This window comes from Bacteroidia bacterium (assembly GCA_040880525.1).
In the GTDB taxonomy this organism is placed as follows: Bacteria; Bacteroidota; Bacteroidia; order CAILMK01; family JBBDIG01; genus JBBDIG01.
Genome location: JBBDIG010000024.1, coordinates 85,828 through 107,704 on the forward strand (window position 1 = coordinate 85,828; position 21,877 = coordinate 107,704).

The window sequence follows — 21,877 nt, forward strand, 5'->3', positions numbered from 1 at the left end:
AAAACATGAATCTTTTCGAAAAGCATAAGGAAACACTTCAGAATGCTATAAAAGCGATACATGAGCGGACATTCTTTGCCGCTTTCCCGGAACATCCCAAAGCGTATGGTGAAGATGCTCCCGGCCAGGGAGAGGCTCAATTCCAGCAAACACGAAATAATCATTTTGGGGGACTAAATGATAAAGATGCAACCGGCTGGATAGGAGAGGAGACCTCACCCTATACACAGGAGAAACTGGGAGTAAAGTATCCGGAAATAGATGTAGCTACCCTGGTAAGAAATGCCGGGAAGGCAGGAAAAAATTGGAGGAAAGCATCTCCGGCTGAACGGGCAGGCTTGCTCATGGATAGCCTGGATAAAATGAAAGATCGCTTTTTTGAGATCGGTCATGCCACGCAGCATACCACCGGACAGTCCTTCATCATGTCCTTCCAGGCATCGGGCCCACATGCGGCTGACCGGGCGTTGGAAGCCATTGCATTGGGATATCATGAACTTACCCGCTTTCCTGAAAATGCAGAATGGGAAAAGCCAATGGGCAAATTTAATGTGAAGCTCAAAAAGAGCTGGAAACCAGTGCCACGAGGAACAGGGCTGGTCATCGGCTGTTCCACCTTTCCTGTCTGGAATAGTATTCCTGGAATATATGCAAGCCTCGTCACCGGAAATCCTGTCATTGTAAAACCACATCCTGGTGCGGTGTATCCCATCGCCATTGTAGTGGCGTGCATTCAGCAGGCGCTGACTGACAATGGATTGGACCCTGATATTTGCCAGCTTGCTGTGGATACGCATGGCAATCCCGTTACCAAGAAATTGGCAGAGCATAACAACGTAAAACTGATTGACTATACTGGCGGACCCTCTTTCGGAGACTATATTGAAAAGCTGCCGGGAAAAATCACCTTTACCGAGAAGGCAGGCGTAAACTCCGTTATTCTTGATTCCGTAAATTCACTGGATCCTGTTTTCCAGAATCTCTCATTTGCCATCAGCCTCTATTCAGGCCAGATGTGTACAGCTCCGCAAAACATATTCATACCGGAAGGCGGAATAAAAACGGCAGAAGGAAACCTGACATACGAAGAAGTGGTGCAGAAACTGGCCGCAAACATTAAGGGATTGGTTACACATCCTAAAATGGGCGCTGGCACTTTGGGCGCAATCCAGAATCCTGCAACGCGGGAGCGGGTCGCACATGCCAAAAACTTAGGCGGCCATGTAGTGCTGGAGCCGGAAGATGTGCAAAATCCTGAGTTTGCCAATGCCCTCATCTCCGCCCCGGTGGTTGTGGAAGTGGATGCCACTAACAAGGACATATTTTCAGAGGAACGTTTCGGGCCGATTGTGTTGGTGGTAAAAACGAAAGATACAGGACACTCCGTGGAACTGGCGAGGGATCTGGCGATGGAAAAAGGTGCCATTACCTGTGGAGCCTACACCACGGATGCCGGTACGCGTGAAATGATTGCAGAAGAAATGGAGCAGGCATTTACACCTGTTTCCTTCAATATGGTCGGACCTATCTGGATGAATCAGAATGCGGCATTCTCTGATTTCCACGTAACGGGAGGAAATCCTGCCGGCAATGCTTCCTTCACCAATCCTGAGTATGTAAACAAGCGTTTTGTCTGGGTTGGTCACCGGGAAGTGATTTGATGACAGAAAAGTATCCTCACCCATTTCATTTTATTGCTTTCGGTGTAATACCAAAAGAAGCAATGCATTAAAACAGGAAAGGCTGGAATTTAGAAACTCCAGCCTTTCCTGTTTATCAGTATTCTTAAATGTTACTGTGTTAAAACTGCACGGGAGATCACCATTCGCTGAATCTCAGAAGTACCTTCATAGATCTGGGTGATTTTGGCATCGCGCATCATTCTTTCCACATGATATTCTTTTACGTAGCCATAGCCGCCATGTACCTGAACCGCCTCTGTAGTTACCCACATGGCTGTTTCTGAGGCATATAATTTGGCCATTGCGCTTGCCGTCCCATACGGCTGGTGCTGGTCTTTCAGCCATGCTGCCTTCAGGCAGAGGAGCCGCGAAATTTCAATCCTGGTGGCCATATCTGCCAGTTTGAATTGGATGGCCTGGTGCTGCGATATTTCTTTGCCGAATGCCTTGCGTTCCTTTGAATATTGCAACGCCAGTTCATAGGCTCCGGAGGCAATTCCCAGCGCCTGAGATGCAATGCCGATCCGTCCGCCATCCAAGGTTTTCATGGCGAACTTAAACCCGAAACCATCCTCTCCGATGCGGTTCTCCTTTGGCACCTTTACGTCCTGAAACATGATCGAATGTGTATCCGAAGACCGGATTCCCATCTTTTGTTCTTTCTTTCCAACGGTTACACCATCCCAGGATTTTTCAACGATAAATGCATTGATACCACGATGGCCTTTATCTCTGTCAGTCTGCGCAATGACCAGATAAACCGATGCTGAATTTCCATTGGTGATCCAGTTTTTAGTTCCGTTCACGAGATAATGGTCGCCCTTATCCTCTGCTGTTGTACGCTGCGAGGTTGCGTCTGAACCGGCTTCAGGCTCTGACAGACAGAAGGCGCCAATCCATTCTCCGCTGGTGAGTCTGGGAAGATACTTCTGTTTCTGTTCCTCGTTCCCATAAGTTTCAATTCCCCAGCAAACCAGGCTGTTGTTCACTGACATGATTACAGAACAAGAGGCATCCACTTTGGAAATTTCCTCCATTGCCAGCACATAACTGATCGTATCCAGGCCGCTGCCACCATATTTGGGATCTACCATCATTCCCATGAATCCGAGGGAAGCCAGCTTTTGAACGTGGCGGGTGGGAAACTTTTGCTCCTCATCCCGTTCTATCACGTCTTTTATAATCTCATTTTGGGCATAATCTCGCGCAGCCTGAAGAATCAGATTATGCTCTTCGGTAAGTTGAAAATCCATTTTTCGATTTTAAAAGTTTTACAAATTTAAAAAACAACTCCTGAGTGGATTGCCAGCAAAAAATTATGGCTGATTGCTTTTAATAATTTTTTGCTCAATGGCTGAAGTGGAATATCCCGGTAAAAATGGAAGAATTACTACACTGCCACCACTTTTCATAATATGGCTTCCACCCGCAATTTCCCTTACCTGATAGTCGCCTCCCTTCACCATGACATGCGGGGTTATGGCCCGGATCATTTTGGCAGGCGTATCTTCATTAAAAATGCAAACAGCATCTGTAAATGCAAGTGCAGACATGATGATAGCCCGGCTGACCTCATCCTGAAGGGGGCGGTGTTCTCCTTTCAGCGCAGATACCGACTCGTCTGAATTGAGGCCAATGATGAATTTATCGCCAAGGGCGGCAGCCTTGGATAAGTAATCAATGTGGCCCCGGTGCAACAAATCGAAGCAGCCGTTGGTAAAAACGACCCTCAGCCCCTCCTCCTTCCATTGGGATACTAAATATTGCAGTGCTCCTAATCCTACAATTTTATCTTTAAGAAAGGTTGGGGACTTCATTAGCAGCTTTCTTTTTTATTAAATAAATAAAGATGAGGAAGCAAATAGCGCCAAACAATATGATCATAAGTGCCTGAGATGCGTGGATAAGCGTACCCAGCACAAGTCCGTCAGTTTTGTCAATGTCATATATCGCAAGCGCCTCGCGTACGGCCCAGTGAAATGTTCCGATCCCGCCCTGCACCGGAAGGATGAACCCCAGGCTGCCAATGGCAAGTACGGATAAACCGGCAAGAAGATCAAGATGATCTGTGGCATCCAGGGCAAAAAAGCAGAGGTAGCTCATCAGGAAATACATGATCCAGATGAAAACGGTGTGCAGAATGAAGAGCCAGTTATTCTCCATAGCCCGGATGGTTTTGAGGCCGGAAACAAAACCCTCGAACAATGAGCGGATCTTGATGATAAAGGCAGGCGGGTTTTTCATCCTGAGTATCATATATAGCAGAAATAAGCCTGCTCCGATTACAAATACCACAATGGAAATATTGAGCGGAGAAAGGAGCGTAGAAAAGCTATCTCCTTTTTCCTGAACGGATCCCCCTATCTGTTCGCTGAGAAAATTCTTCAGCCGGTCGAATTCCATAATAAATGTAAATGCTACGATCAGCAGCAACGAAATGAGATCAATGATCCGTTCTACGATCACCGTCCCAAAAAGCTTATTGACCGGGATATTATCGGTGCGGTTCAGCACAATGCAGCGCGTTACTTCCCCCATACGTGGCAATGCAAGATTGGCGAGGTAGCCAAGCATAATTGCCGCAAATGCACTTATAAAGCGGGGCCTGAATCCAAGTGGAGCGATAAGCATATTCCAGCGGAGCGTGCGGCTCACGTGGCTGAGCATTCCTGCACTCAGGGCAATTGCCACCCATATATAGTTGGCGTGGGCAAAACCGTCTGCGATGGCATCAGGGTCTACTCCCTTAAATACCAGCCACAAAATGAAAATGCCTATCCCCAGCAGGAACAGGTATTTGGCGGCAGAATAAAACTTCTTCAACCCTGGGAAATTTTGTTTCCGTTTTCCGGAAATACGATGGAAGGCTTGAATGTCTTAGCTTTCTCAAAATCCATTTGGGCGTAACTCACTACGATCAGGATATCGCCCACTTCACCTTTGCGTGCAGCCGGGCCATTGAGGCAAACGGTGCCGGTGGCCCTGCCAGCCTTTATTACGTAGGTTTCAAAGCGTTCGCCATTATTTAAATTGAGTACCTGCACCTTTTCGTTTTCTATAAGATTGGCGGCATCCATCAGGTCCTCATCCAGTTCTATGCTTCCGATGTAATTAAGATCGGCCCCGGTAATCTGTACGCGGTGGATCTTTGATTTCAGAACTTCTATATAAAAGCGATTGTCCATATTTTATTCTAACACAATGTTATCCAAAAGCCGAATCTCGCCTGCCCTTACGGCTGCTGCGATCAATATTTTCTCTGCTTCAGATTTAGATTTTATATCGTTAAGCGTTTCAGCATTAACGATCTCGAAGTATTCAGGTTTCAGCAATTCATCCAGGGCCAGGTTCTGCAAAGCCCAGGCCTTTACCTCCTGTATGGCCCTGCCGGCCATCACCATTTCTCCAGCTTTTGTCAAAGTACGATAAATGGCGGTGGCTGCATCTTGCTGTTCCCGCGTCAGAAGCTGGTTCCGGGAGCTCAGGGCGAGGCCTGCTTCGTTCCGCGTAGTAGGACATGCTACAATCTCTACATTCGGGTTCCTCTCTTTCGCCAGCTTCCGGATCAAAAGGTATTGCTGGAAGTCCTTCTGGCCAAAATAGGCTCTGTCCGGGTTTACGATTTCCAGGAACTTATGGACGATTGATGCTACCCCGGCAAAATGGCCCGGCCGGAACTTGCCTTCCATGATCTCTGCGATTTTACCGGCATCAAAATCCAGGGTTTCTTCAGCAACAGAATACATTTCCTCTGAAGAAGGTAAAAAAATGAGGTCAATTTGATACCTTTGCAGCGCCTTAACGTCAGCTTCAGGGTTCCTGGGATAATTTATATAATCCTTGCTGTTGTTGAATTGGGTGGGATTTACGAAAATGCTGCAGACAGTGATATCATTATCCCTTTTGCTCTTTTCCAATAAAGAAAAATGCCCTTGGTGGAGCGCACCCATTGTAGGAACAAATCCAATCTTCTTCCCCTTCTTTCGAAATTTTTCGAGTTCATTTTTAAGAGGGAATTTTTGGGTGAAAACCGCTGCCATAGCCGGGGCAAAGCTATTCTTAAATTTCGAATTATACATTAAAAACGGTAATTTTGACCGATTTTTCAAAAAGGCAAAATGCCCCTAAAATTGATTGCTAAACAACTAATTAATTATGACAAATAAGAAAAAAATTTTATTTGTAACTCATGAAATGGAGCCTTATGCTAAAATTACCCCTTATGCAAAGGTAGCCCGTGCGTTGCCACAGAAGATGCAGGAAGATGGAATGGAGGTGAGGGTTTTTATGCCAAAGTATGGAAAGATCAATGAGCGCAGGCATCGTCTTCATGAGGTCATCAGGCTGTCAGGTATTAATATTCCTGTGGGAGAAGCTGATAATCCGATGATTATTAAAGTTGCTTCATTGCCTTCTGCTAAAATGCAGGTTTACTTTTTAGATAATGAGGATTATTTCCATCGTAAAAGTTTTCTCGGAGATGATGATCAGTCTTTCTTTGAAGACAATGATGAGCGAATGATCTTCTTTAATAAAGGAGTAATGGAGATTATGAAAAAACTGGGATGGTCTCCTGACGTTATTCATTGCCAGGGCTGGATGACTGCACTGGTACCGTTTTATGCAAAAACACATTTCAAGAACGAGCCGGTTTTCAAAAACGCAAAATTCATTTTTTCGGTGCTGGATGAAGGATTCAATACAAAGCTTGGAGATGGCTTTGCTCAAAAGGCGGGTCTCAACGGGGAGATGAAGGATTTTGATGTAATGTTGCAAAATCCTGAGTGTAAGGATCTTTATATGGCCGGAATCAAATCAGCCGATGCCATCACCACGCTGGCAGAGAAACTGGATCCTGAAGTAGAGGCATACCTTAACGCTACGGATAAACCGGTGTTGAGATCTACTGATATGGAAAGTGACGAATTAATGGATAGCTACTCTAAATTTTATGAGGAATTATTTGATGAATAAATCCCGGTTCTGCTATGCAGCAATCGCTTTTTTTTCACTTCTCTTTTTCAGCACCTGTAAGGATCCGGATTATATTGAATTCCTGGAAGAGGCACCTGAAGAGAACTTTGATATTGATGCAGTAGATACCTTTACTGTCAGATCCTTTACTGTAAAAGAAGATACGCTGTCAATAGATGAATTCTCAGCAGATCTTTTTGGTGCCTTAAACGATTCGGTTTTTGGCCTCACGCATTATTCCATGTTTTTTCAAGTAGAACTCCCCGCAGTGGATTACGATTTCGGGGCAAATCCTGTCGCCACCTCTGCGGTACTGCGGTTACGCCTTAATGAAGATGGCCGTTCGGTCGGAAATACTTCGTTTCCCCAAACGCTCAATGTGTATAAGCTCAATGAGCGAATTTTCCTGAACAGGAGCTATGTTACAGGAAGGCGCATCTCCCATGTTTCGGATGAAGCAGGGGAACTTACCACAGCTTTCAATACTGCGGATTCCGTATTGAATATTCCTTTAAGCCAAAGTTTTGCTTCGTCATTACTACCTACAGATCCCACTCAGTATTCTACCAATGAGGATTTTAAGGACTTTATGAATGGGCTTGCAGTAATTCCTGATACTACCGGGATCCCTTCAGGAGATGGCGCGATCGTCCAATTTCTTCTTACCAGCCCTTTTTCTGATCTGATATTGAATTATACCAATGATAGTGGCAGCCATTCGGTCGTTTATCCGGTGAATTCATCAAGCGCCAGAATTTCAGGTGTAAGCCATAATTACAATGGCACTCCGGTAGCAGATCAGTTGGCAGCGCCACAGCAGCAATTCCATAGGGTATTTGCTCAGCCTCATGGCAGCGTAAAGATAAAACTGGAATTTCCTGGTTTGAAGGATTTAGTGGATGAATATGAATCCACAAATGTTGCGCTGATGCAGGCGCAGGTTATCATTCCTGCCATTACCGGCCAGGGAGATACACTTTCACCACCTTCAGAACTGCTGCTATACGGCATTGATCAGAACGGCAGGAGCTTTGTCCTGCCGGACGCGCTTTTTACATATTACGGTGGAAATTATGACGCTTCAGAAAACCGGTACCAGTTCATCATCACCCAGTATTTGCAGGAAGAATTTATGAAAATGCAGTCCGATCCGGCATATAGTTCAAGGGGTGTTTATGTGATCGTTAAATCGGATAATCCGCTTGAGGCCAACCGGTTAATAGCAAGAGCAAAAGGTAACAGCAGCCAGCCGGAAATAACGCTCCGGCTCACATTCACCAAACTCAATTAGGTGTGATCATTTCGATAGAAAAGGGATTCCCGGAAGCAGGTATTGAGCATGTAACAGCTTTTTTACAAGCACATAACACTCATTATCATGTTGCCAATCTATACGGCCGGCAGGTGATTGGATTTGAGAAGGAGCTTTCTCCCGCATTGGTTGAGGAACTCAGGCTCATGCCCGGAGTAGAGGACGTCATTCCGGTTTCTACTCCCTATAAATTTGCCAGCAGAGAATGGAAAACAGAAAAAACTTCTTTTCATGTTAAAGGAGAGGAAATAGGGGGCAATGAGCTTACAATAATAGCCGGGCCTTGCGCCATAGAAAGTGAAGAACAGATCTTTACGATTGCAGAACACCTGCACCGCAGCGGCATCAAGTTCATTCGCGGTGGAGCGTATAAGCCGCGAACTTCTCCATACTCATTTCAGGGCTTAGGGCTGGAGGGGCTGAAGTTCATCAGGCAGGCAGCAGATGAATTTGACCTGCGCGTGGTAACGGAAGTAATTGATCTTAACGTACTCGATCAGGTTTACAACTACAGCGATATTTTGCAGGTAGGCTCCCGCAATATGCACAACTACTATTTTCTCAAAGAATTGGGAAAAATTGATAAGCCAGTGCTGCTCAAAAGGGGCATGTATGCTAAGATCACAGAATGGCTGCTTTCGGCTGAATATATTCTTACCGGAGGCAATGAGCGAGTCATTCTCTGCGAACGCGGTATCCGTTCTTTTGATGATTCGGTTCGCAACGTCCTGGATATTTCTGCTATTCCGCTCGTTCAGCAACTTAGCCATCTGCCGGTATTCGTTGATCCCAGCCAGGGTAGCGGGATTCGCTCACTCGTGAATCCTATCGCTGCGGGAGCTGTAGCTGCAGGATGTGATGGTTTATTGATCGAAATCCACCCAAACCCTTCAACTGCTTTGTCAGATGGTCCACAATCATTATATTTAGAGCAGTTTACACACCTCACCCAAAAATTGGCTCCTGTCGCAATGTCTGTCGGCAGGAATCTTAGCCTCAAAACGAAAATTTTCGCTAAATAAAATTAACTACTATGTGTGGAATTGTTGCGTATATCGGCAACCGCCAGGCGTCCGATATTTTGCTTAAAGGATTACAGCGCCTCGAATATCGTGGCTATGACAGTGCAGGGATTGCCTTGCTCGAAAATGATCAAATTAAGGTATTTAAAATTGCAGGTAAGGTCCAGGAGCTGAGGGACCATATCGAAGGAAAGGACGTTTCAGGAAATATTGGTATTGGTCATACCCGTTGGGCTACCCACGGAGAACCTAATGATATAAACGCTCATCCTCATATCACTGAGAATGGCGACCTCGCCATTATTCACAATGGAATTATTGAAAATTACAGTTCCCTGAAGAAGGAACTGATAAACCGCGGATATGTATTCCGTTCGGAAACGGATACGGAAGTCCTGCTTCACCTCATTGAGGACATCAAGAAAAATGAAAACCTCTCTTTTGAGGAGGCTGTGCGCTTAGCCCTCACAAAGGTGATTGGCGCTTATGCTATTGTGATGCTCTGCAAGAATGATAAGAATACTGTAATAGCAGCACGCAAGGGAAGTCCGCTGGTCATCGGGATTGGTAATGAAGAATACTTCCTAGCTTCGGATGCCACCCCGATCGTGGAATATACACGTAACGTCATTTACCTGAACGACAATGATATTGCAGTTATTAAGGGCCAGTCACTTACGCTCAAAACCATTGAGAATAAAATTCAAACACCTTATGTAAATGTGTTGGATTTTAATCTTGAATCGCTGGAAAAGGGTGGTTACGAGCACTTTATGCTGAAGGAAATCCATGAACAACCCGATGCGATAAAGGACTGTATGCGGGGGCGGCTGGACGGCCAGACCCATGAGGTGGTTCTGGGAGGGCTTCAGGAATACCAGGAAAAACTTGTAAATGCGAAGCGGATCATCGTGGTGGCCTGTGGAACCTCATGGCACGCAGGATTAGTAAGCGAATACCTCATTGAGGATCTTGCCAGGATTCCCGTAGAAGTCGAATATGCCTCAGAATTCCGGTATCGCAATCCTATCATTAATGAGGATGATATAGTAATTGCCATTTCTCAATCGGGTGAAACGGCTGATACGCTTGCTGCAATAGAGCTTGCTAAAGAAAAGGGGGCAACTATTTTCGGCATCTGCAATGTAGTGGGATCTTCCATCCCGCGCACCACACACGCTGGTGTTTATACCCACGCAGGACCGGAAATTGGGGTGGCTTCCACCAAAGCTTTTACTGCACAGGTTACGGTGCTGAGCCTGTTAGCGCTTCTGGCCGCGAGAAAGCGAGGAACCCTTTCCCTGAGCCGCTATCAGGAATTGGTGGCAGAACTGGAGCGCCTGCCACGGAAAGTGGAAGAAGTGCTGGCACTGGATGAGCGCATTAAGTTTATTGCTGATAAATTTAAGGATGCCTCAAACTTCCTCTATCTGGGGCGGGGATACAATTTTCCGGTGGCCCTTGAAGGTGCCCTTAAGCTGAAGGAGATCAGCTACATTCATGCAGAAGGATACCCGGCTGCCGAAATGAAACACGGACCTATCGCACTTATTGATGAGTTTATGCCCGTAGTGGTATTGGCCACAAACCGGGTGAACTACGATAAGGTGGCGAGCAACGTCCAGGAAGTGAAAGCCAGGAAAGGCAGGATCATCTCAGTGGTTACTGAGGGCGACACTACCATCAATGAGTTGTCAGATTATATCATTGAAATACCTTCAACGGATGAAGTCTTTACTCCGCTGCTGTCTGTCATTCCATTGCAGTTGCTCGCTTATCATATTGCGGTGATGCGCGGTTGCAATGTGGATCAGCCCAGGAATTTGGCTAAGTCAGTAACGGTGGAATAGCTATCTGAGAATTAATCATTTAAAAAAAGCCTTCATGCGTGGAGGCTTTTTTTGTGTCCAAAATTTTTGAATATAGAAGCTTAAAAGTGGGGCTGATCAAAAATCTACCTTTGTTCCCAAGTTTTTCGTCAATTTTTTACCAAATATTATGTCAGAAGAAACCGAAAAAGAAGCTCCTGTTAAAAAGAAAATAAGGCTTAGCTATTCTGAAAATGTTCCGGAGCTGCTTCATAAGCTCAACTGTTCAATTGCCATCAGTACTTACCAGGCCGGGAAGCTCATATTCCTTACAGCAATTACGCCTAATAAAATAACGCAGATACCAAAGAGCTATAAGAAGCCTATGGGCATTGCCATAGATGGAAACCGGCTGGCCATTGCTACGCTGAATTATGTAGAGGTGTTGAAAAATGTTCCGGAGCTGGCGCGGTCCTTTCCGATGCGGCCTGGATTGTATGATTCCATGTTCCTGCCCAGGGCCAGCTACTATTCCGGGTTGCTGGATCTGCACGATTTGCACTGGACCAACCAGGGACTTATTGCAGTCAATACCATGTTTTCCTGCATTTCGAGGATTGATCAGGAATATAGTTTCACACCGCTCTGGCAGCCACCTTTCATCTCAGAACTCAGGCCGGAGGATCGTTGCCACCTGAATGGACTTGCCGTAAAGGATGGAGAGCCGATGTACGTTTCAGCGCTGGGAACCAATGACTACAAGGACAGTTGGCGTGAAAATATTGCCACGGATGGCGTTGTGATGCATATTCCTACTTCCAAAATAATATTGGACGGACTACCGATGCCGCATTCTCCGCGCGTTTACGGAGACGATTTGTATGTGCTTCTTTCTGCTACAGGCCAGCTCCTGATCCACAATCTCATCACAGGTAAGGAAAAAATAATGGATTTGCCGGGTTTTGTAAGAGGCATGTGTGAGTATAACGAGTACATTTTTATTGGACTTTCACAAATCCGGAAAGGCAGCAAAAGCTTTAATAAATTGCCGGTTAAGGAAAAGGCTGAAAAAGCGGGCGTGATCATTATATTCAAGCCAACTTCGTCCATTATCGGCCATCTCACGTATGATGAAGGTGTGGAGGAAATATATGATGTGCAGGTGATTCCCGGAGTTCGCGTGCCGGGGATATTAAGTGCTGAGAATGAGATACATTTATCTTCAATTGCAGCACCGGGAATGAATTACTGGAAAAAAGAAAGGAAGCAGGAAAAAGAATCAGAAAATAACTAAAACTAAAACTACTTTTGCGGTCAATTCTAAACTGTTATTTTATATGAAAATCAATCTGCAAAGGAAAGTTTCGCTGGCTTCTATAGCCACGGCTGCCATCTTGTTCAATTTCCAGGCATGTAAAAAGTATGAAGAAGGGCCTGGCTTTACCCTGAAAACACCAAAGGGTAGATTAACCGGAGACTGGGAGTTGGTTGCCACAGATCCACCTTCTGGGGCTGACTTACCTGATCTCTCCATGGAATTTGAGAAGGATGGCGATTTCACCATGCGCGGCAGTATCTCCTATTATGGAATGCCATTCCCGTTTTCCGTAAATGGCGAATGGGAGTTTGACGACAAAAAAGAAACGCTGTTATTGGAAGTTGATAGTGAGGAAACGGAATGGCAAATAAATAAGCTGACAAGTGACGAGCTTTGGGTGGAAGATGAGGATGGGTATGAATATGAATTCGAGAAAGAATAACTCTTCCGGTTATTTATCATTTAAAACCTCTGATGTTCAGTCAGGGGTTTTTTTATGCCTGGTAACAAAATGATGAGAATTCGAATTGGAGACTACAAAAGGGTGTGGAGATAATTAGCTGAATCTGTTAGCCCTCTCTTTCTCAGGATGTCCAATGCTTCATATTCATCCAGATCCGGATTTGTTCTGTTAATGACCATTTCACGAAAAGCAAGTATGGCTTTTTGGGGGTTCAAGTCAATAATATCTGTGATAAATTCATCAGCCGATTTTGCAGACAAGCCAAATGTAGAAAGGTAATCTTCTGGAAAATCTTTGAGATTGTTGGTGACAATAATATTTGCATTGATCTTAATGGCAGCTGCCAATACGTGACAGTCCTTACCATCGGGAAGTTCTAAGGTCTTAATTAGCCCTTCGTAGTTCTGAACCAACGCATCGGGGAATGCTAACTGGGCCATTTCCAGTGCTTTGATGATTCTCTCCCGGGGAAACTTCTTTTTTGGATCAGAGCTTCCCATTCATCAAAGATGTGTCTGCTCCATTTAGGGGTGAATAGGTCGTAATGGGCAAACCAGAATAAAATATCTCTGACATCCACAGGGTAAAGAATGTTTGTATCCAAAACACAGGTAAAGCGAATGCTATGAATCATACAGTCCGGCTTCTTCATCTGACTTGATGATATTGATTAGAAGTTTCTTCTGTTTCTTCTTTAGGTTCTTTTTGTATTTCTCCATGTCATCATATTTAATGCGCCTGTGCTTCCCTACTTTGGTGTAAGGAATTTGCCCTTCTTCAAGCAGTTTTACAAGATGGGGTCTGGAGCAGCCTAACATCTCAGCGGCAGCCTGAGTGGTCATTTCTGTTGCAATGGGAACAATCGAAATAGGTTTTCCCTGGCTGGTGGCTTTAAGAATTTCTGCTAAAAGCTTAAGGGCTTTAAGTGGAATCTTAATCTTTTCTTCTGTTTCTTCAATTTCAATTTCAGGGTTTTCCGTCCTGAGTGCTGCTATAGTGGCTGCAAGTGCGTCATAAGACTCCATTGCAGTCTTGCGCTCTTCTTTGGAAGGCTTTTGTATATCGAGGTGATGTGCCATAACAAGGTGTATTTGTTTGCAAATTAAACGAAATAATCGAAACGATGTTTTCGGTTTGAAGTTTTGTTTCTAAATGTCCGAAACCGAATATTGATATTAAAGAGGGTTTCAATCTGAAGAGCAGGGCTGTCAAGTCCAGATCGGTGATCAGCAGAGAAAATATCTTTTGGGAAGATTCTTTTCGAATAGTAAGCATTCCGGCATGAGCTTCAAAAAGAATTCAATAAAAAAAGCCCCGGCATTCATGCCGGGGCTTTTACCCTTTAGATCAATGATCAGAGATCAGTTCCCGAAATCATCAAATGCTATATTTTCTGGCGGAACACCGAGATCGTCCAGCATTTTCATTACGGCCTGGAGCATCATTGGCGGGCCGCAGAGATAATATTCTATTTCCTCCGGCTCAGGGTGTTTGCTAAGGTATTCTTCCAGGACGACTTTATGGATGAAGCCCACGGATCCGGTCCAGTTATCTTCAGGCAGCGGCTCTGAAAGTGCAATATGATAACTGAAGTTGGGATGCTCTTTTTCCAGTTCCCTGAATTCTTCGGTGTAAAACAATTCTCGCAATGACCTGCCGCCATACCAGTAAGATATCTTTCGCTTTGAATTCTTGCTCATCAGCAGATCAAAAACGTGCGAACGAAGCGGAGCCATACCGGCACCTCCTCCAATGTAGCACATTTCCTTTTCTGTTGGCTTCACGAAAAACTCTCCGTACGGACCCGAAACGGTGACTTTATCACCTGGCTTCAGCGCAAAAATATAGGAAGACGCGATGCCCGGAGGCACATCCATGAAGCCGTTCTTTTTATTGTCCCAGGGTGGTGAAGCAATTCGTACGTTTAGCTTTATGATATTTCCTTCAGCGGGATGGTTCGCCATTGAGTATGCCCGGAATATCTCCTCATCATTGCTGGCATTTAAATCCCATAAATTGAACTTATCCCAGTCTTCCCGGAACCTTTCCTCTACTTCAATATCTTTTCTGAACTTAATTTTATATGAAGGAATATATATTTGGATATAACCGCCTGCCTCAAATTCCAGGTGTTCGCCTTCCGGCAGTTTTACGATGAAATCCTTAATAAAGGTAGCCACATTCTCATTGCTCACCACTTCACATTCCCATTTCTGTATCCCGAAAATTTCTTCAGGAACTTTTATCTGCATATCCTCCCGCACCTTCACCTGGCAGGCCAGCCGCCAGTGTTCATTTTGCTCCTTGCGGGTCAGGTGGTTTTTTTCGGTAGGTAATACGTCTCCGCCTCCTTCTATAATCTGGCACTTGCACATGGCGCAGGTTCCGCCACCGCCACAGGCTGAGGGCAGAAATAGCTTGGATTCTGACAAGGTGCTAAGCAGATTGGTGCCGGGCTGCGTAATGATGGGTTTTTCACTATCGCCATTCACAACGATGGAGACGCTCCCGCTTGGCGTCAGTTTGGTCTTGGCATAAACGATCATCAATGCCAATGACAGAATGAGGAAAAGAATGACGGCTACACTGGAAAGTATAACCGGTAACATCTCAGCGACTAATAACATAAGCGATAAGTATTAAAGACTGATTCCTTGAAAACTCATGAATGCCAGACCCATCAGGCCGGTGATAATAAACGTTATCCCCAGGCCACGAAGCGGTGGCGGAACATTAGAGTATTGAATTTTTTCGCGGATGGCTGCGATGCCCACAATGGCCAGAAACCATCCAATACCTGAACCCAGGCTGAACGCGATGGATTCAGTAAACGCATAACCTCTCTCGCCCATAAAAAGCGAACCCCCAAGAATGGAGCAATTCACAGCAATAAGCGGAAGGAAAATTCCTAATGCACCATACAGGGCAGGTGAAAACTTTTCCACGACCATCTCTACTAGCTGAACCACGGATGCGATCACAGCGATATAAAGAATAAAGCTGAGAAAGCTAAGATCAACCGCAGCAAGTGCCTCTATTCCTGTCCATCGAAGTGCTCCGGGATTCAAAAAGAACTTCTGAATAGCCCAGTTTGCCGGTACCGTCAACAGCAGCACAAAGATGACGGCTGCACCAAGTCCTACTGCTGTTTTCACGTTTTTAGAAACCGCGAGATAGGAACACATCCCGAGGAAATAGGCGAAAATCATGTTTTCTGCAAAAATCGCCTTGACGAAAATATCTGCCAGATCTACCATTGTATTTTGCTCTTAATGTGTTTCGTATTGTTTGTTCCATGCCCGTTGAGCCCAGATAATAAGGCCAACGGTAAAGAGGGCGCCTACCGGAAATACCATCAATCCATTGTTTGTATATCCGGCCTCGTAAGCCCATTGAGGGATGATTTGAAAATCGAAGACGCTGCCGGAACCCAGAACTTCCCGGAAAAGGGCCACGATTATAAGGATTGCTCCGTAACCCAGTCCGTTTCCAATGCCATCAAGAAATGACGGCCAGGGCTTGTTTCCCATTGCGAAAGCTTCCAGGCGGCCCATGATGATACAGTTCGTAATGATAAGCCCAACAAAAACAGAAAGCTGCTTGCTTACGTCATAGTAATAGGCTTTCAGGATCTGATCTACAATAATTACGAGAGAAGCTACCACCACCAATTGTACAATGATCCGTACGCGGGATGGAATGGCATTTCTCATCAGTGAAATAATGACATTTGAACATGCTATGACGGCCAATACCGCCAGTGCCATTACAAAGGCCGGCTCCAGTTTAATAGTAATGGCCAGCGCAGAACAAATACCCAATACCTGTACGGTTATCGGGTTGTTCTCGTTCATCGGATCTGAAAGCAGCCGCTTGTTCTTCTTTGAGAAAAGCGGTTCACTGGTTTTTACTTCAGGCGCTTTTACATCGGTTGTTGCAGTATCGCTCATTCTCCTTTGTTTTTATTCAACTTAATAAAGTAGGGCTCGTATTTCTTTAAATCGCGGAAAAGCATTTCAGAAACGCCATTCGCGGTAATAGTTGCTCCGGAAATTCCATCCACACTATGTTCATCTACTTTGTTGCCCGTCCCTTTCAATACGGTAACGGCAACCAGTTCTTGATCCTCATCGTAGATTTTCTTGTTAATGAAATTATCGCGAAAAACATCGCCTCCGATTTCAGCACCCAGGCCAGGCGTCTCGCCCTTGTGATCAAACTGGGCACCCAAAACCGATTCGTATTTTTCATCTACCGCAATGTAGCCCCAGATCGGACCCCAAAGCCCTTTCCCATTCACAGGAATAATGTAGGCGGTAGTGCCATCTTCACCTTTATACTGGTATAGCGGGAATTTGGCTTGTGCTGAAGGATTCTCGGCAAGGATTGTATTTTGCTCCACAGGGTTTATTGTGAATGCATCTTCGCCTTCCACTACTTGACCATTATTATCCACCACTATACCTGTAATGTACTTGGCGTAAGCTTCTTCGTAAGCAGAATCGGTGTCTTCAGCCGGTTTAAAATTAATGGCAGAAAGAATGAATTTTTTCTTTTCAAGCGCTACGTTCTTATCCTGTGCAGGCTTCAGATACGTAGCCGTTATTGCCAGGGTTACTCCTGCTACGAGCGTTACCATCGCAGCGAAGAATATCAGGTATGCTGTGCTATTTCGTGACACGGACTAACCTCCTTTTTATGTTTTGTTGAACAACAATATAATCAATGAGAGGTGCGAAAACGTTCATAAGCAAAATGGCTAACATGGTACCTTCAGGGTAAGCCGGATTTACCACCCGGATAAGAACCGTTAGGATACCGATAAAAAAGCCGTACCACCATTTTCCCTGGTCTGTTTGAGCGGCCGTAACAGGATCGGTGGCCATATACACCAGGCCAAAAGCCAGCCCTCCCATTACCAGGTGCTCATAAAATGGAACCTCCCGCATAAAGATAATCCCCAGCGATTCGGTATCCGGAAATTGTGCTCCGATCACGTTAAAGAGCGCTCCCATAAACAAGGCGCCTAAAACCACCGAAAGCATGATCCTCCAACTCCCGATTCCGGTAAAAATGAGAAGCGCGGCACCGATCAGACACATTAAAGTGGAGGTCTCTCCAATAGAGCCCGGAACCACGCCCAGGAACATTTCCCAGAACGAATAGGTTACTTCGCCTCCGTATGCTGCCTGAGCAAGTGCTGTGGCACCTGACCATCCATCGGGCGTTTCCGATACCCAAACTGTATCTCCCGACATATAAGCGGGATAAGCAAAAAAGACAAATGCACGGGCCATCAGCGCCACGTTGAGGATGTTCATCCCTGTTCCGCCAAACACTTCTTTGCCAATTACCACCGCAAAAATTACCGCTACGGCTACCATCCAAAGCGGAACGGTGGAAGGCATCACCAAAGGAATGAGCATCCCGGTTACCAGGTACCCCTCATTCACCTGATGGCCACGAATGGTGGCAAAAAGAAATTCCACACCAAGCCCTACTCCGTACGATACTATTACGATGGGAAGCACCTCAATGGCTCCGAACAGCATTTTATCCAGAAAGCCTTCTCCATAACCGGTAAGTTCTCCGATTGCCAGAAAATGCTGGTGCCCTGTATTCCACATGCCGAAAAGCAAAGCCGGGATCATCGCAATTACTACGGTGATCATTGTACGTTTCAGGTCTATTCCATCCCGGATGTGTGCGCCAGAGCGGGCGGTATGGCCGGGAGCAAAGAGAAAAGTATACATTGCATCGTAGGTAGTATGCAATTGCGAATACTTTCCGTCTTTTTCAAATAGATGCCCGTACTCTTCAGTAAGCTGTTTGAGTTTTTTGATCATGATATTTTAAAAAATGTCCTGATTAACCTTCTTTTTCCATAAGGTCCAAGCCGTCCCGGATGATTGACTGAATCGGCAGTTTGGAAGTATCCATAAATTCTACCAGCGCAAAGTCCTCCTCGTCTACTTCATAGAGGCCAAGACCTTCCATTGCGTCCAGATCTTCCGTGAGGCACGCCTTCAGCAACTGGAGCGGTAAAATATCCATCGGCATTACTTTTTCGAATTTTCCGGTTATCACGAACGGACGTTCTTCCCCGTGCATATTGGTATTTACCACATACTTTTTGTCCTCCATAAAAGCCCAGGGAAAAGTACGGGACAGCGTGGGGCGCGGGTAAGATGGGAAGAGCCATCCCATAAATTCCGGTTCATCGCCCTCCGGAATGATGGTGAGCTGGTAATCATAAAATCCGAGATAGCTGTTGGCCGCTACTGCAGTGCCGGTAAGTACATTGCCGCTGATATGCCTGATTCGCTTTTCTTCCTTTTCTTCAGCCGAAAAAGGTGCGATAGCGGTTCCCAGGGTTGTGCGGAAATATTTCCTGTTGGGAGCTTCCGAGCCGGTGATAGCAATGATGCGTTCTCCGTTAAAGCGGCCTTCATTGAAAAGCTTTCCGATCGTGATCAGATCCAGCGGATTAATATACCAAACCATCTCGCCTTTCCCCAATGGCGCCAGGTGATGGATCTGAACGCCTACGTTACCCGAAGGATGAGGCCCGGAAAAATAATTGATCTCCACTCCGTCCGCGTTCACGAAAGCCGCAGGATTTTCCTTACCGGCAGGCAAACTGAGGTACACCTTGCCGTCCGTAAGTTTTTTTATCGCATCCAGGCCGGTCTTAAAATCGGGGCCGTAGTCCTTGAGGATGTAAGCGTAGTCCGGGGCAAGGGGTGCTGAATTGAAGCCGCTGATGAAAATATCGCGCGGCACCTCATCTGATTTGGCAATTTTTGAAAATGGCCGCTGCCGCAAAAAAGGCCAAACACCACTCGCCAGCATTTTATCCTTGATCTCTTCCCGAGACAGATGGGCCGGATCACCACTCCCGAAATCTATGAAGTCATTGTTGGAATCGGCCAGGATCTTTATCTCCAGGATCTTTCGCTTTGCTCCGCGTTTGATCTCAGCCACTTCTCCGCTCACCGGTGCGGTAAACTGCACCCGCTCATTATATTTGTCATAAAATAATGGCGAACCCGCTTTTACTTCCTCGCCTTCCTTCACAAGAAGTTTGGGGACGATGCCCCGGAAATCCGGGGGTTTAATTGCGAAAGTTGTAGGCCTCGGGGCTTGTTCGATGAACTTGTAGGCTTCTCCGACCAGCCTTATATCGTGGCCTTTCTTCAACCTTATTGTTTTCGGCATTCTATCCGTGTTTGCTCTGTAATGAGGTTTTACGACCCATTCGTAAAAATCGGTGCAAAAGTAGAAAAGAGCGGGGAAGTATTGGAAACAAATCAATTAATTTCCGGCACTTCCTGTTTTGGCGCCCGGATGCCGTGTAAGAATTTGCCTTCTTTGCAGTCAATTCCTGTTTCGTTCGTTGGTTGCGGCTGCATGGTCAGCCATTTGCCAATACCCCTGAGCCTGATAAACGAAATCTATGAAATATACTTCCTGCCTGCTTTCCCTGCTGCTGAGCCTGCCGTTTGGTTTGCTCTCACAAGTAAATCCTGATCCTGAATTTTCTGATCATGTATTTGATGAAAATATACATACCGTGATGCTCCGACAAAAGGGAATACCAGACTCTTATCCAATATTAATTCTGAATGCGGGCGACCGGCTGGAACTCTCATTCGATGAAATGGGAACGGAACAGCGCAATTTTGAATATACGCTTATCCATTGCGACTACAATTGGTATCCCAGCAATATTTCGGAGAATCAATATATTGATGGTTTGATCTCCGATTATATCATCAACATCAGTCCTTCCTTTAATACGTATGTAAAGTATACAAACTATGAAGTAGCAATTCCCAGCGAGCAGATGGTGCCGAAGCTTGCCGGCAACTATATAATAAAGGTATATGAATCCGGCTCTCCGGAAGAGGTGGTGCTGACGAGGCGGTTCTATGTGGTTGCCCAGCAGGTAGGCATCAGAGGAAACGTGCATCAGCCGCTGGATCCTAAATACAGGAAGCGAATGCAGGAAGTGGATTTTGAGGTAGACCTAAAGAATCTGTCCGTATCCAATCCTTATGGAGACATACGCATCGTGGTGCAGCAGAATGGCCGGCCCGATAGCGAGCTGCGCAACCTGCAGCCAAAGTTTGTAAGGGATAACCTCCTTATATATGATTATGAATTCGAGAATTTATTTGAGGCAGGCAATGAATTCCGGGCGGTGGATTTGCGGTCGGTTCGCTTTAAAGGCACGGGCGTGGAGCAGCTTACGCTTGATTCCCTGTTCGTGGCGCGGCTGCATGTGGATGAGGACCGTTCATACTTCTCCTTTTCCAGCCGGGCAGACCTGAACGGAAAGCGCATCATAGACGCGAAGGAAGCTTCCAATCCCGCGGTGGAAGGCGATTACGTGCTCACCTATTTCCGCTTCAAGAATCCATATCCTGAAGAGGAACCGGATATGTACCTCTATGGAGAGCTGAGCGGCTGGAAAACGCAGCCACCCTACAAACTGCACTATGACAGTGCTTCAGGATACTATTTTTCCGAGCAGTTGCTGAAGCAGGGATACTATAACTATATATATGTATTGGCCCGGCCCTCCGCGCCTCCCGGCACCCCCGGCAGGTTGCCAGCGATAGACCAAACCTATTTTGAAGGCAGCTATTGGGAAACCGAAAACGATTACACCATCTACGTCTACCACCGCTCCCTGTCCCTCAATACAGACGAATTAGCCGGCATCCTCCGCCTAAACACCGGAATGTGAGCTGCGTGTCGGGTTCTGGGTTCTGGGTTCCGGGTTCTGGGTTCTGCGTTGAACTCTGAACTTTGCCAAATGTCAAATTCTATCATTTTTTCCCAAACTATATTATTATTTTTTTGAAATATACCAAGAGTTTAGAAACATTTTAGGGCCCATCCGGGCAGGGAAAAGGGTTCTTCAGGCCGGCATATCTTTTCTTCGTTAAAATTATTGACGTTCTAAATTTTCATACAATTGAATTGGTAAACATCTTAAATATAGTTTATTATAAATTAAAATGATGGTTGTATTCTTAACATTTAGTGCTTCAAGGTTTGATAAAAATGGGATAAGGACAAAATCGGATCAAATGGAAATGAGAGATTATTTGCAACTATCCCCAAAAAATTTCATTTGTAAGATAGTGGTTAAAAGTATTTGATTTTTATATCTTTGCCGTGAAGAAGGGAAAACTTCCGTTCTTCTTTGTCTGAAGCAGGCATGAAAACATATTCCTGGCAGGCGGAAAAGAACACTATCAAAAATTTTTTAACACACAAAGTAAATTTT

The 21,877-nt window shown here is 45.5% G+C and carries 21 protein-coding genes; 8 read left to right on the forward strand and 13 right to left on the reverse strand.

Annotation, left to right across the window (positions count from 1 at the left end):
- Window positions 1-5 precede the first annotated feature (5 nt).
- Window positions 6-1,661 (forward strand): phenylacetic acid degradation protein PaaN, encoded by a 1,656-nt coding sequence (gene paaN / locus WD077_07000; GenBank protein MEX0966968.1) that lies wholly within the window; start codon window positions 6-8, stop codon window positions 1,659-1,661.
- 131 nt (window positions 1,662-1,792) lie between these two features.
- Here the strand turns inward: paaN and WD077_07005 are convergent, their stop codons facing one another.
- The 5 genes from WD077_07005 to panC form a co-directional block, all read right to left on the reverse strand.
- The gene (locus WD077_07005; protein ID MEX0966969.1) at window positions 1,793-2,935 is read right to left on the reverse strand and encodes an acyl-CoA dehydrogenase; all 1,143 of its coding nucleotides are present in this window, start codon (window positions 2,933-2,935) and stop codon (window positions 1,793-1,795) included.
- Between the two features lie 63 nt (window positions 2,936-2,998).
- Window positions 2,999-3,499, reverse strand: coding sequence for a D-glycero-beta-D-manno-heptose 1-phosphate adenylyltransferase (rfaE2, locus tag WD077_07010; GenBank protein ID MEX0966970.1), 501 nt, complete (start codon window positions 3,497-3,499; stop codon window positions 2,999-3,001).
- Window positions 3,477-4,505 (reverse strand): lysylphosphatidylglycerol synthase transmembrane domain-containing protein, encoded by a 1,029-nt coding sequence (locus WD077_07015; protein MEX0966971.1) that lies wholly within the window; start codon window positions 4,503-4,505, stop codon window positions 3,477-3,479. The genes rfaE2 and WD077_07015 overlap by 23 nt, the downstream gene beginning before the upstream one ends.
- Window positions 4,502-4,867 carry an aspartate 1-decarboxylase gene (gene panD, locus WD077_07020; GenBank protein ID MEX0966972.1) on the reverse strand — a complete coding sequence of 122 codons (366 nt, stop codon included), beginning with the start codon at window positions 4,865-4,867 and terminating at the stop codon, window positions 4,502-4,504. Before panD ends, WD077_07015 begins: the two co-directional genes overlap by 4 nt.
- A 3-nt stretch (window positions 4,868-4,870) precedes the next feature.
- The gene (panC, locus tag WD077_07025) at window positions 4,871-5,761 is read right to left on the reverse strand and encodes a pantoate--beta-alanine ligase (GenBank protein ID MEX0966973.1); all 891 of its coding nucleotides are present in this window, start codon (window positions 5,759-5,761) and stop codon (window positions 4,871-4,873) included.
- A gap of 76 nt (window positions 5,762-5,837) precedes the next feature.
- Here panC and WD077_07030 point away from each other — a divergent pair, with 76 nt between their 5' ends.
- The 6 genes from WD077_07030 (at window position 5,838) to WD077_07055 (ending at window position 12,558) form a co-directional block, all read left to right on the forward strand.
- Complete coding sequence (locus tag WD077_07030) at window positions 5,838-6,656, forward strand: glycogen/starch synthase (GenBank protein ID MEX0966974.1); 819 nt, start codon at window positions 5,838-5,840, stop codon at window positions 6,654-6,656.
- On the forward strand, window positions 6,634-7,947 hold the full coding sequence (locus WD077_07035; GenBank protein ID MEX0966975.1) for a DUF4270 family protein: 1,314 nt from the start codon (window positions 6,634-6,636) through the stop codon (window positions 7,945-7,947). The genes WD077_07030 and WD077_07035 overlap by 23 nt, the downstream gene beginning before the upstream one ends.
- Window positions 7,948-7,949: 2 nt before the next feature.
- Window positions 7,950-8,990 carry a 3-deoxy-7-phosphoheptulonate synthase gene (aroF, locus tag WD077_07040; protein MEX0966976.1) on the forward strand — a complete coding sequence of 347 codons (1,041 nt, stop codon included), beginning with the start codon at window positions 7,950-7,952 and terminating at the stop codon, window positions 8,988-8,990.
- An 11-nt stretch (window positions 8,991-9,001) separates the two neighbouring features.
- Window positions 9,002-10,840, forward strand: coding sequence for a glutamine--fructose-6-phosphate transaminase (isomerizing) (gene glmS / locus WD077_07045; protein ID MEX0966977.1), 1,839 nt, complete (start codon window positions 9,002-9,004; stop codon window positions 10,838-10,840).
- Window positions 10,841-10,988: 148 nt separating this feature from the next.
- On the forward strand, window positions 10,989-12,092 hold the full coding sequence (locus WD077_07050; protein MEX0966978.1) for a TIGR03032 family protein: 1,104 nt from the start codon (window positions 10,989-10,991) through the stop codon (window positions 12,090-12,092).
- Window positions 12,093-12,135: 43 nt separating this feature from the next.
- Window positions 12,136-12,558, forward strand: coding sequence for a DUF5004 domain-containing protein (locus WD077_07055; protein ID MEX0966979.1), 423 nt, complete (start codon window positions 12,136-12,138; stop codon window positions 12,556-12,558).
- A gap of 92 nt (window positions 12,559-12,650) precedes the next feature.
- On the opposite strand, the gene WD077_07060 is transcribed toward WD077_07055, so the two are convergent.
- The 8 genes from WD077_07060 to WD077_07095 form a co-directional block, all read right to left on the reverse strand.
- The gene (locus WD077_07060) at window positions 12,651-13,079 is read right to left on the reverse strand and encodes a PIN domain-containing protein (protein ID MEX0966980.1); all 429 of its coding nucleotides are present in this window, start codon (window positions 13,077-13,079) and stop codon (window positions 12,651-12,653) included.
- Window positions 13,080-13,202: 123 nt separating this feature from the next.
- Window positions 13,203-13,658 carry a helix-turn-helix domain-containing protein gene (locus WD077_07065; protein ID MEX0966981.1) on the reverse strand — a complete coding sequence of 152 codons (456 nt, stop codon included), beginning with the start codon at window positions 13,656-13,658 and terminating at the stop codon, window positions 13,203-13,205.
- Between the two features lie 282 nt (window positions 13,659-13,940).
- Window positions 13,941-15,188: an NADH:ubiquinone reductase (Na(+)-transporting) subunit F gene (gene nqrF, locus WD077_07070; GenBank protein ID MEX0966982.1), complete on the reverse strand. Its 1,248-nt coding sequence runs from the start codon at window positions 15,186-15,188 to the stop codon at window positions 13,941-13,943.
- 30 nt (window positions 15,189-15,218) lie between these two features.
- Window positions 15,219-15,836: an NADH:ubiquinone reductase (Na(+)-transporting) subunit E gene (gene nqrE, locus WD077_07075; GenBank protein MEX0966983.1), complete on the reverse strand. Its 618-nt coding sequence runs from the start codon at window positions 15,834-15,836 to the stop codon at window positions 15,219-15,221.
- A gap of 12 nt (window positions 15,837-15,848) precedes the next feature.
- Window positions 15,849-16,529 (reverse strand): NADH:ubiquinone reductase (Na(+)-transporting) subunit D, encoded by a 681-nt coding sequence (locus WD077_07080; protein MEX0966984.1) that lies wholly within the window; start codon window positions 16,527-16,529, stop codon window positions 15,849-15,851.
- The gene (nqrC, locus tag WD077_07085; protein MEX0966985.1) at window positions 16,526-17,260 is read right to left on the reverse strand and encodes an NADH:ubiquinone reductase (Na(+)-transporting) subunit C; all 735 of its coding nucleotides are present in this window, start codon (window positions 17,258-17,260) and stop codon (window positions 16,526-16,528) included. Before nqrC ends, WD077_07080 begins: the two co-directional genes overlap by 4 nt.
- Complete coding sequence (locus WD077_07090; protein ID MEX0966986.1) at window positions 17,247-18,425, reverse strand: NADH:ubiquinone reductase (Na(+)-transporting) subunit B; 1,179 nt, start codon at window positions 18,423-18,425, stop codon at window positions 17,247-17,249. The genes nqrC and WD077_07090 overlap by 14 nt, the downstream gene beginning before the upstream one ends.
- 22 nt (window positions 18,426-18,447) lie before the next feature.
- Window positions 18,448-19,797 carry a Na(+)-translocating NADH-quinone reductase subunit A gene (locus WD077_07095; protein MEX0966987.1) on the reverse strand — a complete coding sequence of 450 codons (1,350 nt, stop codon included), beginning with the start codon at window positions 19,795-19,797 and terminating at the stop codon, window positions 18,448-18,450.
- A gap of 238 nt (window positions 19,798-20,035) precedes the next feature.
- On the opposite strand from WD077_07095, the gene WD077_07100 reads away from it, so the two are divergent.
- Complete coding sequence (locus tag WD077_07100) at window positions 20,036-21,331, forward strand: DUF5103 domain-containing protein (protein ID MEX0966988.1); 1,296 nt, start codon at window positions 20,036-20,038, stop codon at window positions 21,329-21,331.
- Window positions 21,332-21,877: the final 546 nt, after the last annotated feature.